This window comes from Corynebacterium sp. sy017 (assembly GCF_017918135.1).
GTDB lineage: Bacteria > Actinomycetota > Actinomycetes > Mycobacteriales > Mycobacteriaceae > Corynebacterium.
The window spans coordinates 560372-576726 of record NZ_RZUE01000001.1 but is presented as its reverse complement, the minus strand read 5'-3'; the positions used below and the strand labels follow the sequence as shown (position 1 = coordinate 576726).

General features: G+C 49.0%; 17 protein-coding genes and 3 tRNA genes. 10 read left to right on the top strand and 10 right to left on the bottom strand.

Features of this window, described 5'->3' with window-relative positions:
- Positions 1 to 13 precede the first annotated feature (13 nt).
- Positions 14 to 1522, bottom strand: coding sequence for a PTS ascorbate transporter subunit IIC (locus EML15_RS02605; protein WP_144273278.1), 1509 nt, complete (start codon positions 1520 to 1522; stop codon positions 14 to 16).
- A 3-nt stretch (positions 1523 to 1525) separates the two neighbouring features.
- Complete coding sequence (locus EML15_RS02600) at positions 1526 to 2332, bottom strand: PTS sugar transporter subunit IIA (protein WP_144273277.1); 807 nt, start codon at positions 2330 to 2332, stop codon at positions 1526 to 1528.
- A gap of 209 nt (positions 2333 to 2541) precedes the next feature.
- On the opposite strand from EML15_RS02600, the gene EML15_RS02595 reads away from it, so the two are divergent.
- A complete protein-coding gene (locus tag EML15_RS02595) occupies positions 2542 to 2922 on the top strand; it encodes an SdpI family protein (protein ID WP_144273276.1) in 381 nt (126 codons plus the stop codon).
- A gap of 101 nt (positions 2923 to 3023) precedes the next feature.
- Here the strand turns inward: EML15_RS02595 and EML15_RS02590 are convergent, their stop codons facing one another.
- From EML15_RS02590 to EML15_RS02580, 3 genes are all read right to left on the bottom strand, one after another.
- Entirely contained in the window at positions 3024 to 3266 is a 243-nt protein-coding gene (locus EML15_RS02590) for a hypothetical protein (RefSeq protein ID WP_144273275.1), read from the bottom strand.
- A 140-nt stretch (positions 3267 to 3406) separates the two neighbouring features.
- Positions 3407 to 3574 carry a hypothetical protein gene (locus EML15_RS02585; protein WP_185967145.1) on the bottom strand — a complete coding sequence of 56 codons (168 nt, stop codon included), beginning with the start codon at positions 3572 to 3574 and terminating at the stop codon, positions 3407 to 3409.
- An 85-nt stretch (positions 3575 to 3659) separates the two neighbouring features.
- Positions 3660 to 3732: transfer RNA gene (locus EML15_RS02580), tRNA-Asn, on the bottom strand.
- A gap of 217 nt (positions 3733 to 3949) precedes the next feature.
- On the opposite strand from EML15_RS02580, the gene EML15_RS02575 reads away from it, so the two are divergent.
- Positions 3950 to 4023 (top strand) — tRNA-Ile (locus tag EML15_RS02575).
- Between the two features lie 48 nt (positions 4024 to 4071).
- Positions 4072 to 4914, top strand: coding sequence for a serine hydrolase (locus EML15_RS02570; RefSeq protein WP_144273274.1), 843 nt, complete (start codon positions 4072 to 4074; stop codon positions 4912 to 4914).
- Positions 4915 to 4919: 5 nt separating this feature from the next.
- Here EML15_RS02570 and EML15_RS02565 read toward each other — a convergent pair whose 3' ends face one another.
- A complete protein-coding gene (locus EML15_RS02565; protein ID WP_144273273.1) occupies positions 4920 to 5219 on the bottom strand; it encodes an acyl carrier protein in 300 nt (99 codons plus the stop codon).
- Positions 5220 to 5290: 71 nt separating this feature from the next.
- Here EML15_RS02565 and EML15_RS02560 point away from each other — a divergent pair, with 71 nt between their 5' ends.
- Complete coding sequence (locus EML15_RS02560; protein ID WP_144273272.1) at positions 5291 to 6226, top strand: alpha/beta hydrolase; 936 nt, start codon at positions 5291 to 5293, stop codon at positions 6224 to 6226.
- 116 nt (positions 6227 to 6342) lie between these two features.
- On the opposite strand, the gene aceE is transcribed toward EML15_RS02560, so the two are convergent.
- Entirely contained in the window at positions 6343 to 9081 is a 2739-nt protein-coding gene (gene aceE, locus EML15_RS02555) for a pyruvate dehydrogenase (acetyl-transferring), homodimeric type (RefSeq protein ID WP_144273271.1), read from the bottom strand.
- A 263-nt stretch (positions 9082 to 9344) separates the two neighbouring features.
- Between aceE and EML15_RS02550 the strand changes: the two genes are divergently transcribed.
- From EML15_RS02550 to cbiB, 3 genes are all read left to right on the top strand, one after another.
- Positions 9345 to 9779, top strand: coding sequence for a DUF3052 domain-containing protein (locus EML15_RS02550; RefSeq protein ID WP_144273462.1), 435 nt, complete (start codon positions 9345 to 9347; stop codon positions 9777 to 9779).
- An 86-nt stretch (positions 9780 to 9865) separates the two neighbouring features.
- Positions 9866 to 9941: transfer RNA gene (locus EML15_RS02545), tRNA-Val, on the top strand.
- Positions 9942 to 10013: 72 nt separating this feature from the next.
- Positions 10014 to 10949, top strand: a complete 936-nt coding sequence (gene cbiB / locus EML15_RS02540; RefSeq protein ID WP_144273270.1) for an adenosylcobinamide-phosphate synthase CbiB — start codon at positions 10014 to 10016, stop codon at positions 10947 to 10949.
- On the opposite strand, the gene EML15_RS02535 is transcribed toward cbiB, so the two are convergent.
- The 3 genes from EML15_RS02535 to EML15_RS02525 form a co-directional block, all read right to left on the bottom strand.
- Complete coding sequence (locus EML15_RS02535) at positions 10878 to 11813, bottom strand: SURF1 family protein (protein ID WP_144273269.1); 936 nt, start codon at positions 11811 to 11813, stop codon at positions 10878 to 10880. The two genes, cbiB and EML15_RS02535, sit on opposite strands and share 72 nt — an antisense overlap.
- Before the next feature lie 46 nt (positions 11814 to 11859).
- Positions 11860 to 12714, bottom strand: coding sequence for a zinc transporter ZupT (gene zupT, locus EML15_RS02530; protein WP_144273268.1), 855 nt, complete (start codon positions 12712 to 12714; stop codon positions 11860 to 11862).
- Positions 12715 to 12804: 90 nt separating this feature from the next.
- A complete protein-coding gene (locus EML15_RS02525) occupies positions 12805 to 13272 on the bottom strand; it encodes a low molecular weight protein-tyrosine-phosphatase (RefSeq protein WP_144273267.1) in 468 nt (155 codons plus the stop codon).
- Between the two features lie 79 nt (positions 13273 to 13351).
- On the opposite strand from EML15_RS02525, the gene cobC reads away from it, so the two are divergent.
- The 3 genes from cobC to EML15_RS02510 are packed head-to-tail and all read left to right on the top strand — an operon-like array spanning position 13352 to position 16348.
- Positions 13352 to 14443 carry an Rv2231c family pyridoxal phosphate-dependent protein CobC gene (cobC, locus tag EML15_RS02520; protein ID WP_144273266.1) on the top strand — a complete coding sequence of 364 codons (1092 nt, stop codon included), beginning with the start codon at positions 13352 to 13354 and terminating at the stop codon, positions 14441 to 14443.
- A gap of 14 nt (positions 14444 to 14457) precedes the next feature.
- Positions 14458 to 15612: a Nif3-like dinuclear metal center hexameric protein gene (locus EML15_RS02515; RefSeq protein ID WP_144273265.1), complete on the top strand. Its 1155-nt coding sequence runs from the start codon at positions 14458 to 14460 to the stop codon at positions 15610 to 15612.
- A gap of 22 nt (positions 15613 to 15634) precedes the next feature.
- Complete coding sequence (locus tag EML15_RS02510) at positions 15635 to 16348, top strand: C4-type zinc ribbon domain-containing protein (protein WP_144273264.1); 714 nt, start codon at positions 15635 to 15637, stop codon at positions 16346 to 16348.
- The last annotated feature ends 7 nt before the right edge of the window (positions 16349 to 16355 follow it).

The window sequence follows — 16355 nt, the reverse complement described above, 5'->3', positions numbered from 1 at the left end:
GCTCCTTGGGTCATTACTCATAGTCAATATGGGCTGGTGGAATAGGAGCCCCATGCGGGCGCGGAATTTTGGGATAATCATGCTGTTGCCTAGCAGCAGATACCTTAGGTGTTTCTTGAGCAGCTAGCGGTGCAAGATTTTTCTGCGCAAGCAGAGCCAACCCCAGCACCCCAACACCAATGAGCAGAATGAGAATCAGTCCCACGGCCTGTCCGGCGTGAGTGCTGTATCCGATGAGCAAGCCCAACCAACCAAAGTCGGCGTCGCCAAAAGTGGTGGTGTTTGAGCTGAACTTACCCAAAACAGACATCAAAAACGCAGGTAAGAATGTGATGATGAGTCCATTAGTCAGCGCGCCAAAAAATGCTCCCCGACGCCCACCAGTGGCATTACCATACACACCAGCCGCACCACCGGTAAAGAAATGTGGCACAAGACCAGGCAAAATAAGAGCCACACCGAATGCGGGTGATAACCATGCAGAAAGCACAGCCAAGCCAAGCAGTCCGCCTAAGAATGAAGCAAAGAACCCAATCAGCACTGCGTTTTGTGCATAAGGGAACACGATCGGACAATCAAGAGCAGGAATCGCACCAGGAACCACCTTATCGGCAATGCCTTGGAATGCGGGAATCAGTTCACCCAACACTGTACGCACCCCGAAAAGAATAATGGCAACACCAACACCAAAGGTGAGCCCTTGGGTGACAGACTGCATAAAGTAATTACCCACTGAACTGGCCTCTTGCTCAAAAATGGCAAAGGCATCCGTGTTGCCTAGTCGTGGCAGTGCTATTGCCGCAATGATCACATACATCAGTGCCATCGAAAGCGCAGTAGTGACCATAGAATCACGCAAGAACTTTAACCCAGAAGGCAGTTGCAGATCCTCTGTGGAAGGGGAGGGGCGAGCTATTTTATTCAGTGCGCTGCCAACGCACGCCGAGCTAACATAGCCCAAGGTGCCAAAATGCCCCATTGCGATGGAATCATCGCCAGTGATTGTGCGGGTCCATCGCTGGGATAGTGCCGGCAAAGAAACCATCATAATGGCAAGCACAATAGCGCCGACAAGAATCACAGTCACACTGTTATATCCTGCGGTGGCAAGGATAATGGTCAGCATTGTTGCCATGAATAAGGCATGGTGACCAGTGAGAAACACATACCTCAGGCTGGTAAAACGCGCAATGACTAGGCTAAGTCCAAAACCTAATATCAACAGCCAGGCTACTTGAGAGCCATATTCTGCTTGCGCAATTCCTGCGATTGCCTCATTGGTGGGAATAACACCTTGTGCGCCGGTAGCCGCATTAATCATTGCCCCCAATGGTTCGAGTGCGCCCGATACTACACCAGCGCCTGCACCAATGAGCATGAAACCCAGCACAGCTTTTAAGGCAGCACCAATGACATCACCAACACTGCGTCGTAGTGCAAACAATCCGACTGCGGTGATGATACCAATGAGAAATGCGGGCACTGACAAAATCTCATTAACAAGAAACTCTAGAATCTGCATAGGTCATTCTCCAAGGTCATAGATGGTACGAAGCACATGATCTACTTCTTGTGGGGAAGAAAAATTCTCAATAACATACACCGGTATGCCAATCTCGCCCAAGGTGCGCGCGATAGCGTCGGACGTGAGAACAAAATCAGCCGACTGGGCTTTTCCCTTTGCAGAAATTGTGTCTGTCGCCTCCACCGAAACATAGCTTGACCAGCCCCAACGCTCTAGCACCTGTTCGAGGGTGCTTTTGAGGAAAAGCGAAGTACCCAATCCATTGCCGCACACGGTCAAAACGTGACCAGTGCTTTCTTGCTTTTCGACGTTCGCCTGAGCCTTCTTCAGTGCGCTCGTTGTGCTCGTTGTGTTTGGTTGGGCACCACCAGCAAGTATCTCTGCAATCTGCTCCGGGGTCTGCGCTTGGCTGAGTGCTTGGCGAGTGCTCTTGGTAGACAAGAGGGTAGCAAGGCTGCGCATAGCGTCGATATGTGCGTGAGAATCAGCTGCTGCCAAAGCAAAAACTATATGTACTGGATCATTCTTGGGGTGCCCAAACGTGATGGGGGTACGTAGCCGCACAAAAGAAAGACAACTGCGTATAACAGCGTCAGAGCTGCGGGCATGAGCAAAAGCAATACCAGGAGCAATGACAATATAAGGACCATTCTCAGTGACATTATCAATCATTGCCTGAGTATAGGCGGCAGTAATACTATTGCTGCGCTCTAATAATTCACCTGCAATGCTTATGGATTCTTGCCAGCTATCAGCGCTAACATCGAGGAGAATCCGATCCTCAAGGAGATCATTAAGACTAGACATGAGCTCTTTTCTTACAAGTAGTAAAAACACGAAGTGATTAACTATCCTAACAGCGGCAGCCGACGTTACTAAGCACGATATGGTGCAAGAAGGGGCAAAATTAAAAGAAAGTAAAGGTTCGATGAATCTTTCATCACGAAGGACTACGAGGTCACCGCGGTTATTTACAATAAAAGAGCAGGGACGTTCACAATAAGGAAGGAAAAACCATGCAGATTGCTGCTGTATTCATCGCTGCTGTGGGACTGATTCTATTGAGCACATTGTGCTTAAGTATTCCTAACACAGCTACCTCGGGAAAACTATATCGCAATTCAATAATGGGACTACGTACAACACAAACCAAAAAATCTGATGCAGCGTGGCTGCAGGGTCATAAAGAAGCCGCACCTATCTTGAAAGTGACAGGAATGCTCGTTATTGCCCTCACCGCAGTGCTACTCATTTCAGCATTTTTTGTGCAGGATGTTCCATTTGTTTCTTTGACCACCGGAGCTATCTCTTATGTCTTAGCGATAGGTGGAATCATCTGGGCAGCTGTTATCGCAGATAAAGCTGCAAAAAAGGTAAATAACCAGGTAGCGGCATAATTTATTTCCGCTGTTTTGCGTCGTGCGGCTTGTCTAGTGCGACAAAAAGCTCTTGGTCACCGTCGATTGTGTTGAGATCGCGGTAGCCAAGAGCTTTTGTATTAGTCGTGATCTGGTTCCAAAATAGTGGAATTATCTTTAGTCCTAATGTTTTTTACTTCCTTCATCCGTGGCTGTGGATCAATTTTATTAGCAATCACCCGACGAGTGGTGGTCACTGCCTTTTTAGTAATAGGAGAATTAACGGCTGTGTGATAGCCCTTCTTGATTTGTTCATATCTGCGTCGCCCTGCTTTAGTACCAAAAATATAGCCAGCAGCTGCACCTACGACGAATTGAATCATGAAAATAGCCTCCCATATTATTGTGAACCTTCTGCCCACCACTATACGGGTTTTAGCACAGGAAGGGGGAAGGAAGTGGTGGCAGGTCAGCTGTTAACACACTTGCGTGGGATTACCCCTATCCGCATTCTCTTTGTGCATTACTCGTTTGTTTCCTCTAGTGTCATCCGCTTAGTCATTTCAACAGTTTGTTTCCAAGCCTGACACACCTCATCACTTGTCATTCCTGGTCGCCAAGACTTCAACAACAAAACCGACACCAGTTCCACACCAACAGTCACCGAAGTCATCAATATAGCCGACGACACAAACCCCACTATCGCATAGGTGAGCGCATAATACACAGCAGTAACTCAAAAAACCGCCTACACTTTTGTAGGCGGTAGAAGAAAGCTCCCCCAACTGGGCTCGAACCAGTGACCCTTCGATTAACAGTCGAATGCTCTGCCAACTGAGCTATGGAGGAATGTTATCTAGCTGAAACGCATCAACGCGTTCAACCGAAATAAACTATATCTACCCAATCTTGCACTTGCAAATCTGCAGCTTATTGCATATTTTTCTCGAAAGTTATTCTTCTGTCCATAAGCTACTTGCCCTTTTTTCACTAGAGAGCATTCTAGTGTTATACTTTTCTAGTCTTGCGTGCGGTTGCCCAGCAATCACACATAAGAATGGTGTTAGGGGCTATAGCTCAGTCGGTTAGAGCTGCGGACTCATAATCCGTCGGTCCCCGGTTCGAGCCCGGGTGGCCCCACACATAGGCTCCGCAGCAGTATCGCCGCGGAGCCTTATAATATGCCCTATGGATCTTGAAGCACATTTGGCACAATGGGACGTCACCAACAAAGCAGCAGCAGTGCTTGACTGGGGCGATAATGCCCATGCTCATGGCGTCGAAAGCGCACTCGTTGCTACTGCTGGCGATATTCACCGCGTCTTTGAGCTAGCCAGCGTCACAAAACTACTATGTGCCTACGGATTTCTCATTGCCATCTCAGAAGGGGTTGTTGAGCTAGATACCCCATGCGGTCCCACGGACGCTACAGTAAAACACCTATTAGCTCATGCCGCAGGAGTGGGTTTTAGCCAAGACGACCCAATCAAAAAACCTGAGCAGCGCCGCATCTATTCTTCCTACGGTTTCGAGCTACTCAGCGCGGCAGTAGAACGCGAAACAGACATTCCCTTTCCCGAGTACCTCCATGAAGCAGTATTCGCTCCATTGGGTATGCACAATTCTTTATTGCACGGCAGCGCAGGGCACGGCGCACGCTCGAGTGTTTATGACCTCACGCTTTTTGCTCGTGAGGTGCTATTCCCACAGCTTCTCGACGACCAGACAGTAGCACAAGCCTGCCACACCACATTTCCTGGTCTAGCCGGAATCGTGCCCGGCTATGGAATGTACAAACCCTGCGACTGGGGGTTGGGCTTTGAGATCAAAGGTGCAAAGAATCCACACTGGACAGGGCAGAGTATGCCCAGCGATGTGGTAGGGCATTTTGGGCAGTCGGGAACATATATGTGGCTGCATCGTCCTAGCAAGCGAGCAATGATAGCACTGACCGATCGAGCTTTTGGACCGTGGGCTAAAGAAGTATGGGGTCAAACCAATGACCACATCTGGCAGGAGTTAACCCACTGAGCACGTTACCCTTGGGCGGCGTCGATAAGTACTGCAAGATCAGCAATGCTCATGGTTGCCCGAACCTTGTCGCTACGTAGCTGCTGTGGAAACTCAATCTCCAAGCGCACTGCGATCTCAATGATATCGAGCGAACTCGCGCCGAGGTCTTGCAAGAGAGTGCTCGTAGCAATGGATTCTGGTTCTTCGCCAAGGACGCGGGCGATGATGGTACGAATTTTTTGTGCAGTTGTCGGTTGGGCAGTGCGCGCATCAGAGTCCTGGGTGCTCTGGAGTTTTGCTAATTGTTCTTGCAGCGAAGCCATCCTTGTCCTTTCTGCCCATGAAGATTTAGTTCCTTGCTAAGTTTATGCTGCACTCGACTAGACTACAACGCATGGCTTTTCTTCGACTAACGAAACGTTCCAAGCGCAATCATTGGCTTGCTAGCGTGCCGGCAACACCGCCACGCGGGGAAGAACATTTTTCGACCAAGCGCACAGTGGGCAAAAATACCTATTTCCTCACCGGCCCCGAAGATAGCGCAGTAACAGTCGTGTTTGTGCACGGCTTCACTCTTGCCGCAACCCAATGGCAATACCAAACTGAAGAAATAGCACATCGAGCTCGTTGCCTGCTGCCTGATTTTCGCGGGCATGGACAAACCCCCCAATATCCCGTGGCAGAATGCAGCGTCGATGGAGCTGCCGATGATGTCTATGCAGCCATCACCGACGCAAACATTACCGGACCGATTATTCTTGTCGGGCACTCTCTAGGTGGAATGGTCAGTTTTAATCTCTTACGACGCTACCCCAAGCTGCGCAAACAAATACGTGGCATGGTGCTCATAGCCACCGCAATCGAATCCTTTTCCGGAAAAGGTACCCCTCAACTCTTAAAGCTCCCCGTGGCAGATGACATTAGAAATGCTATGGAAATCTCTCCAGAAGAAGCGCAAAAACTACGCTCGGAGTTTGCGGCTTTGATTGCCCCCACGCTGGGTGTGACCATGTTCAAGAACAGTGGCATGAGCCCCGCGGTGAAACTGCACGCACAATTGCTCAATTCCACTCCCATAGAAACCTATGTCGGTTTCCTTGATGATCTAGAAAAACACGATGAGTTAGCAGCAGCCCAAGCAGTAGCTGATATTCCTGCTGTAGTCATCGTTGGTGACAAAGACGACGTGACACCACTGGCACAGGCAGAGAAGATTTGTGAGCTTATGCCGCACGCTGCGTTGCAAGTAATACCACAGGCGGGGCATATGTTGCCGCTAGAAAACCCTGCCGTTGTCAATAAAGCAATTGCACATTTCATAGCTCAGTAGTTATTGGGTTCTAGCTGCATACGCCACTCATATAGAAACGCGCTACCTCACCTAGGTGAGGTAGCGCGTTGAGCTTAATCGAGGTTTGTGGCGCGAAATGCGCCTAGCGCCATAGATTATGCTTTGGTTGGGTCGTTCAAGTTGAACTTTTCTGCTGCCTGGGCAACAATTTTGCGCTCAACTTTGCCTTGGCGTGCCAGTGCTGCCAAAGCGGCAACCACAACGGATTCAGCGTCAATGTTGAAGAATCGTCGTGCAGCAGGGCGAGTATCGGAGAATCCAAAGCCATCTGCGCCCAAGGTGGTGTAATCACCTGGGACAAAGCGTCGGATTTGCTCTTGGAGATCAGATGCGAAGTCGGAAACTGCAATGTATGGGCCAGCAGCCTTCTTCAACTGAGTTGTCGCAAATGCTTCTGCTACCTCAGCTTCTGGGTGGCGCAATTGCTCGAGTTCTTTCTTGCGTCCTTCACGAGCAAGCTCAACCCAAGAAGTCACCGAGAATACATTGGCACCAATGTTGTATTCGTCGCGCAAAATATCACGTGCGCGCAATGCTTGCTGCATACCGATACCAGAACCAAGCAATGATACTTCAAGCTCAGTGCCAGTTTCTGCCTTTTCATAAAGGTAAATACCTTTGTGGAGCCCTTCAACATCGAGGTTTTCTGGCTCTGCTGGCTGAGGAATCGGCTCATTGTAAATGGTGAGATAGTACATGATGTTCTCGCCACCATCTTTGCCGTACATACGATCAATGCCTCGATGGATGAGGTGAGCGATCTCATAAGCAAAGGCAGGGTCATAAGAAACCATTGCAGGGTTAGTGGATGCCAAAATTTGGGAATGACCATCCATGTGCTGCAAACCTTCACCTGTTAAGGTGGTGCGTCCTGCGGTAGCGCCAAGTATAAAGCCACGAGCCATTTGGTCGCCTGCTGCCCAGAAAGAATCGCCTGTGCGCTGGAAACCAAACATGGAGTAGAAGATATAAATTGGAATCATTGGTTCGCCATGCGTTGCATACGCTGTACCAGCTGCAATGAATGCTGCGCTAGAACCTGCTTCATTGATACCCTCGTGCATGATCTGACCATCTGTTGCTTCACGATAGGACAGCATGAGGTCATGGTCCACCGGCACGTAGTTTTGACCATGTGGGTTATAGATTTTCAGCGTTGGGAACCAGGAGTCCATACCAAAGGTACGAGCCTCGTCAGGGATAATAGGCACAATGCGCTTGCCCAATTCCTTATCGCGCATAAGCTCCTTGAACGCGCGCACAATAGCCATGGTGGTGGCAACTTCTTGCTTACCAGATCCCTTGCGGATACTACGCAGTTTATCCAGATCCGGTAATTCTAGTGGCGTGTAGTTTTCCCGACGCTCTGGCAAGAAACCACCAAGAGCTTTACGACGCTCCAGCAAGTATTTAATTTCTGGCGAGTCTTCACCTGGGTGGTAGTAAGGTGGCAAATAAGGATCCTTTTCTAATTGCTCATCAGAAATAGGAATGCCTTGCTTATCGCGGAATTTCTTGAGATCCTCGAGGGTGAGTTTCTTCATCTGGTGCGTTGCATTGCGTCCCTCGAAGTTATGACCAAGACCATAACCTTTAATGGTGTGCGCCAAGATAACAGTAGGGCGATCCTTGGTTTCTAGGGCACGCTTATAAGCTGCGTAAATCTTGCGGTAATCGTGTCCACCACGAGGAAGTTTCCAGATTTCCTCATCGGTCCAATCTGCTACGAGTTTTGCAGTACGTGGATCGCGGTTGAAGAAGTGCTCACGCACATACTTTCCGTCATTGGCCTTGAAGGTCTGGAAATCCCCATCAGGAGTGGTATTCATCAACTCAACGAGGGCACCGTCTTTGTCAGCCTCGAATAGCTGATCCCATTCGCGACCCCATACCACTTTGATAACTGACCAACCAGCTCCACGGAAGAAAGACTCAAGCTCTTGGATGATCTTGGTATTACCACGAACCGGACCGTCGAGACGCTGCAAGTTACAGTTGATGACAAAGGTGAGGTTGTCGAGGTTGTTCAGCGCTGCCATTTGGATAAGACCGCGTGATTCTGGCTCGTCCATCTCACCATCGCCAAGGAAGGCCCAAACGTGCTGCTGAGAAGTATCTTTGATACCGCGATTATGCAGGTAACGGTTAAAACGTGCCTGATAAATAGCGTCCATTGGGCCAAGACCCATAGAAACGGTAGGGAACTCCCAGAAGTCTCTCATGCCATGTGGGTGAGGATAAGAAGGCAAACCGCCTTGTGGGCGCGATACTTCCTGACGGAATCCGTCGAGGTCGTCCTCAGTGAGGCGTCCTTCAAGGAAAGCACGAGCGTACATACCAGGAGAAGCGTGACCCTGGAAGAAAATTTGGTCACCGCCACCTGGATGATCTTTACCACGGAAGAAGTGGTTGAAGCCAACCTCATAGAGTGGAGCTGCACCAGCATATGTTGAAATATGCCCGCCGACGCCAATCCCAGGGCGTTGAGCGCGGTGCACCATAATCGCTGCATTCCAACGAATCCAACGACGGTAGCGCTTTTCCATCTCCTCGTCACCAGGGAAATCTGGTTCCATGCTGGTAGGGATGGTGTTCACATAGTCAGTGGAGGTGAGCGGAGGCAAAGCTACTCGCTGTGCTGAGGCACGTTCTAGTAGACGCAGCATGATAAAACGTGCTCGTTCTGGACTTGAGTCTGCCAACATTCCGTCGAGAGAATCGATCCATTCATTTGTTTCTTCTGGATCGGCGTCGTTGAGATAAGACGCAACACCATCGCGGATCATCGCAAAATTAGTGTCCTCAGCGTGCTTTCCCTGAGTTGGGTCCGCCATTCCACACCTCCAAGTGAGAGTTCATGATTGTGTAATCACAATGAGATTTATATGTGCATGTATGTGCATAAAAAGGCACACATTACGTTTTCTAGAATACGCCAGTTGCGGTTGCTTTGCTCATGGTCAAACCCAATTAGGGGACAGTGGATATTTCTTGAACTGTTCTACGAACTATTCTGCGGTCTAATTTTTTCTAAAAATTAAGAAAATAACCCCAGAAAATGAGAGAAAATCACAGAATGGGAGTATTGTTCCTAGTGATGAACGAAACAGTATCGAAGGAGAAAAAAGCCGCAGTAACTCCTGCGGATCATGCACGCCGTTTAGGTTTTACAGACGGCATGGTGGTGCAAGAAATTGGCTGGGATGAAGATTGCTACTCTGAGCTAAGCGAAGCAATCGAAGACATCATCGGTGAAGAACTCTTAGACGAGGACACAGATGAGGTATGTGACGCCGTTTTGCTCTGGTGGCGCGAAGAAGATGGCGATCTAGTAGACGGTCTCGTCGACGTTATTCGTCCGTTGGCTGGTAATGGTCGCATCTGGCTATTGACTCCTGGTGCTGGGAAACCGGGTTCATTAGAGCCAGGCCTTATTGCAGAATCCGCACAGTTGGCTGGATTGGTGCAAACTAAAGCAGAACGCTTAGGAGCATGGCAAGGTTCATGCCTTGTACCCAGCGGAAACAAGTGAATTTTCTTTATTTCACTACTGTGTGTTAAGCTTTACGACGTTGCTAAGAGAGCTGCTGAGATATTCAGTAAGTTTCTCAGCATACTGCGCCTTTAGCTCAGCTGGGAGAGCAGCTGGTTTACACCCAGCAGGTCGGCGGTTCGATCCCGTCAGGGCGCACCACAAAAAGCACTTTCCAAAGGGAAGTGCTTTTATTTTTATATAGCCTATACCCTTAAAATATGCGGGGGTCATATGTTTCGTGGTCTATTGGCCGGAGTAATTGCCGACAGAATTATTGGCGATCCAGGAGGGCGGCTCCATCCCGTTGCCTTATTTGGTTCCTATGCCGCGCAGATGGAAAAAATCTGTTATCGCCCCACCAAAGCAGCAGGAGCAACATATGTATGTGCGTGCATTTTGCCGCCTACATTGGTGGTTGCGCTGTGGGCAAAGAAAAGACCACAATTGGCACTTGCGCTGGGATTATGGTCAAGTCTTGGTGGAACAACACTAGAAAAAATAGGTCAGCGGGTGCATGATGAACTAGCACAAGACAATATAACAGCAGCACGTGCGCTTATTCCTTGGTTGTGTTCTCGTGATCCAGAGGCATTGGATCGCGCGGGTATCATTCGCGCCACTGTGGAGTCTTTAGCAGAAAACACTTCCGACGCAGCGATCGCTCCGTTATTCTTTGCAGCTTGCGGTCGTTATGCCGCAGTAGCAGTAGTCGTGCACCGGCTTGCTAATACTCTTGACGCAATGGTGGGGTATCGCAGCCAACGCTATGCACAATTTGGTTATGCAGCAGCAAAATTTGACGATGTATTAGCGTTTATTCCTGCCCGTATTACAGCATTGAGCCACCTTGCCTATGGGTGGGTGCACGGCAATGCACGTCGGGTGCTTGGTGCATGGCGTACAGATGCTGCCGCACATCCTAGCCCCAATGCTGGTGTGGTTGAGGCAACGGCTGCTGGTGCACTTGGCGTGCAATTGGGTGGGAAAACTCAATATGCACATGGGGTAGAACAGCGCCCAACATTAGGTAGCGGAAACCCACCACAGATACATCATATTCAGCAGGCAGTGACGTTATCCCGGTGGGATCAACGCCTAGTAACGATTACGCTTGTTTCGATAATGATCGGGGCGCGTATTACCATAGCGGCTACGCGTCGGAAGTGATTGCTGTTGGGCGGACTCACTAGGGAGTGAGGGTTTCGTGTCGGCATTGTGGTCTTGAGCAGTAGGCGCGCTAAGCATTTCTGCTTCTTCTTCGCGCACGCGTCTGCGTTCGCGTAGCTCAGAGTACACCATATAGCCCAAGCCCAGCGGTGCCATAATGCCAAAAGCAATCCATTGGAAACCATAAGACAAATGATTCCCTCGATCTAACTTTGGCACTGGTATTGGATTAAGTCCACCAGCTGAATCCTCAGAAAGCTGCAAGTAGTCTGTGCCCAGGCTTACCCCGATGAGTTCGGAAATTTGTTGAGTGTTAATACCATAAACTTGCTGGTAACCACCGTCATTCATGGGATTGGTAGCTGGTTTTTGTTCATTGAGACGGGCATTGGCAGTGATCGTCATCTCGGCACTAGGAGGGGTGGGGATATCTGGTTTTTCACTTGCCTTAGTGGGAACCCAACCGCGATTAATGAGCATGACAGTGCCGTCGTCAAGCTGAAAAGGAACAAGAGATTGATAAGAAGGACCAGATTCTACCGGGCGTAATCGAAGCAACACTTCTTTATCGCTCAAAAATCTGCCGCGAATAGTCACACGCATCCATTCTTGCCCGTCTTTGACACTGCCATCATTAGTGAATACCGCGGTGAACGGTTGCGGGTCTGTTTTATAAGCCTTCTCGACGTGCTCATTACGCGATACAATTGCCTCATCCTTGCCCAGCTGCCATGGTGACAACACAGTCAGCGCAGCATAGGAAAAGGCAATAACTAAAAGGAAAGTAATAACCCACCCCGGGTGTAGAAAAGTTTTCCACCAAGGTTGTGTAGCATCTGTGTGCTTTTTTCGCTGCTTAGCCATGATGTCTTAAGAATACACCTCAGAGATTGACTGCTGCACTCAGCTCTTATACCGCGTGGGTATGGTGGAACAATAATAACGACAACGCCATAATGGCCATGCCTAGGATGACACCATAGATCGCTGTGTGCTGCTTATTGGTTGATAGAGCAGCCGGGAGTAATTTATCGAGACTGATAAAAACCATAACGCCGGCAACACAAGCAAAAATGATACCGAGTGCCATGCCATTCATAAAAGGCATAAGGAACAATAAACAAACAAGAGCACCGAGTGGTTCAGTAAGACCAGAGATAAGCGTCCACAATAGTGCCTTCTTTTTAGAACCGGTGGCTTCTCTAATCGGAACCCCTACTGCGATTCCTTCTGGGATATTGTGTATGGCAATTGCACATACCACCGGGAGTGCGATAGAGGCTTGTGCAGTACCGGCCACAAAGGAAGCAGCACCTTCAGGGAAATTATGAATCATAAGCGCAAGAGCAGCCATAGAACCTGTTTTCATCATTGCTTGTTGATGTTGGCGTGCTGCTTTATCTGACATATCATGCTCAGACACGTGCATGGGTTCTGGAATAAGACGATCGATGAGTGCAATCGCTGCCATACTTAAGAAAAACACAGAAACTGCTATCCATGAAGCAGTGTGCGCTGCATGGTCTGTATGCCCTGCATGATCGTGACTATGACTGGTGAGCGATTCAATGCTTTCAGGCAGTAGCTCAATAAAAGAGACATAAAGCATGACGCCAGCAGACAAGCCCATTGTTCCTGCCAAAAAATGCGGACCAGGGTTTTTCTTTGCAATGGCAATCAACCCACCAATTCCTGTGGCAAGTCCGGCGAAAACAGTCAATGCAAAGGCAAAAAGCACTGTCGAAACAGAATAATCAGTAATCATATTTATTTAACAAACAACCTAGAAAAGAGTAAAAATACCTAACAACTATCACTGTAGATTAGTTGTCAAATTACAAGGTCATTGCAGTTTCTACCCCTTATATTCTGCAGAAATATGCGCAATTATTCCTGGAATAGCAGCCTCGACCTGAGCTAAGGTGAGTGCAAAATCATCCAGCGAGCCATAATAAGGATCAGCCACGTCAAGATCGCCGTCTGCTGCAGGATCGAAACTACGCAGCAAACGGATCTTTTCTGGTGCAACGCCAAGCGCTTGTAACTCACGCACATGCCCACTATCAAGAGCAATGAATAAATCAGCTGATTGATGTGACGCACCAAATTGTGCAGCCCTATGTGCGGAACCATCATAACCAGCAGTTTCTAATGTGCGAAGCGCACGCGAATCAGCTGGTTGCCCGCTATGCCAACCACCAATCCCACAGGAAGAAACCATAACCTCAGCCATAGTGCTCTTGCGTAAATGCTGTGTTAGTACCACATCAGCAATAGGGGAACGACAGATATTGCCAGTGCATACAAAAACCACATGGTACATTTATGTTTCTCCTTAAAATTTTATGAGCAACCGCCGGGAAAGAACTCTAGCTACATACACTGCTATATACAATAGGCGAGTGACGGTTCCACCACCTCCTACCAGAGTACGAATACACGGCGACGAAGATGCCAGAGGCGCAACGCTGAACTTTAGCGTCAATGTGTTAGATAATATGCCCCCAACCTGGCTTCAAGAAAGCCTGGCCAAACATATTCCCACCTTGTCCGCGTATCCCGACGCGCGCCTTGCCCAAAAAGTACGCACATCTATTGCTCAGTATCACAATGTGCACCCAGAAAACGTGCTGCTACTCAATGGAGCAGCAGAAGGTTTTTCCCTCTTGCCGCGCCTGGCACAAAAACCAGCAATTATTCACCCTGGTTTTAGCGAACCAGAGCTTATTTTCCATGAGAGTGGCGTCGAGAGCGATCGGATTATTCTCCAAGAACCTTTTAAGGACTTAGGCGGTATTTCCGAGCAGCTACAACACAATGACAATGACATGGTCATTATCGGCAATCCGACAAACCCTACAGGGGTTCTCCATGACCGAGAAAACATAGCTGAGCTTGCCACTCATACCAGGGTAGGAACTCAGCAGAAACCTCTGCTCGTCGTCGACGAAGCATTTTTGGATATTGTTCCAAATGGAGAATCCTATAGCATGGCGGCAGCTATTTCCTCAGGTGAAGAGCATATCATTGTGCTGCGTAGCCTTACGAAAACCTGGGGATTAGCCGGCTTGCGCATAGGCTACGCACTGGCCAGTACCAAACTCATTGCCCAACTAGAACGCGGCAGAATGCACTGGCCCCTGGGGAGTATGCAATTAGCTGCTGCGGCAGCAGTATATGAACGTGGCATCACACAATTACCGCAATTACAGCAACAGGTCGCCAAACAACGAGAAGCCATGCAACACAGCTTATCGACGGCAGGCTTTCGCCTTGCAAGTGATTCCCTAGCACCATTCTTATTGGTAAAAGTACCCCATCCTCATCCAGAACCTATCCGACAAGCACTTTTGCAAAGAGGAATAGCAATTAGGCGCTGCGATACCTTCCCCGGACTTGGCGTAACGTATTGGCGACTCGCTGTGCGAGAGCAATCCCAAGTCAAGGCATTCTTGGCGGCTTTTGCCGAAGAGAGCCAAAGAATAGTTCACTAACAGGTACACTGATAATGGTGAATACCACTGTAGAAGACGTCAGAAAAGTAATGGATAATGCCTATCCGCCGTATTTGGCGCAAAGCTGGGATCAAGTTGGTTTAGTGTGTGGTGATCCCGCTGCAGAAGTGTCGAAAATTGTCCTAGCCCTAGATTGCACTCAGGAAGTTGCCCAAGCAGCAGTGGACCAAGGCGCTGATATGCTTATCACACACCATCCGTTGCTTTTGCGAGGCGTAAGCTCAGTAGCAGCCGATACCCCCAAAGGCGCGATTATCCATCAACTCATTCGCTCAGGTGTGGCATTATTTAGCGCGCACACTAATGCAGATTCCGCGCGCCCCGGCGTGAACGACAAACTAGCAGAGCTTGTGGGCATTAGCTCTGGTCGACCGATTCAACCCCATGCTGAATCCTTAGATAAATGGGGCGTATATGTTCCTGCTGCGGACGTCGACAAGCTCAAAGAACAAGTCTTTGCGGCAGGTGCAGGAAAGATAGGAAACTACAGTGAGTGTAGTTTTGAGACACCTGGAACAGGGCAATTTCGCCCACAATCAGGTGCTCAACCAGCACAAGGCACAGTGGGAGAACTAGAACGCGTTGCTGAGATTCGGGTGGAATTTGTGGCTAAACCACAAGAACGGCAACGGATTATGGCAGCATTGCGTGCCGCACATCCTTATGAGGAACCTGCCTACGACGTTGTGGCATTGCACGATACTCAGGAGCTGGAACACGCTTATGGGCTAGGGCGCGTTGGGCAATTGCCGCAGCCTATGCGTTTGCGTGACTTTGTGCAACAGGTCGCCAACGCACTGCCAACTACCACGTGGGGAGTACGTGCCGCAGGTGATCCGGATGCAATGGTACAGACCATAGCAGTATCCTCTGGTGCTGGCGATAGTTTCTTGGACGCAGTACGTGGACTAGGCGTTGATGTATATGTCACCTCAGATTTACGCCACCACCCAGTTGATGAGTCATTGCGTGCTGGCGGACCATTCATTATTGATACTGCGCATTGGGCAAGTGAGTTTCCTTGGACTGAGCAAGCGGCACAGATTCTGCGAGAACAATTGCCTGAGGTAAGCGTCGAAGTGCTTGATATTCGTACTGATCCGTGGACTATTTCTGTGCATTCGACACATTTGGTACCGGAAAGATAATGAGGAAAGTAGAGGAAAACATATGAAACTATCGCCACAACAGCAAGAAGAACTTTTAGAACTGGCAACGCTCAGTCGTGCTCTAAAACATAATTCTCATATTGAGCCAGAACCAAGCGAAGAACATAAAGAACTAGCTCGGCTCGTTGATGAACGAGAAAGAATGGTGCAAGCTGCATCCTCTGCACAATTAGCTGTGGATGATATGGAATTAGAGATTGCGCGCATTCAGGCTGATGAGACAAAGCTGCGGCGTCGAGAAGCTGATGATAAACGACAACTTGGCGCAAGTATCGACAGGGAAACCCGTAAAGATTTAGAGCATGACCTCTACTCGGTAAAGTCGCGCATTGCAGATTTAATGTCTGAGTTGCAAGAAGCACACAATCAGATTCATGCACTGCGCAATAATGTGGCTGTGCATGGGGCGCATTTATCAGAGTTGGATCGCAAAATTGAGCTTGCCAGCCGTGCTGCCGACGCAGCGCCAACGGCTTGGAGCTTACAAGAAAAACATGAGCGCATTGCGCATTTGCGTGCGACATTACCCCACGATAGTGTTGCTCTTTTTGATCAGAGTTTTGCGGAAAATGGGGTGGGGGTAGCAAAGTTTAATGGACGCAGTTGTAGTGGGTGCTTTATTACATTGCCGCCAGTAGAGATTGCTAAAATTCGCCAAACGCCAGCTGATGAGCTTGCGCAATGCCCTGATTGTAATAGTTATTTAGTGCGCTAAAAATCGC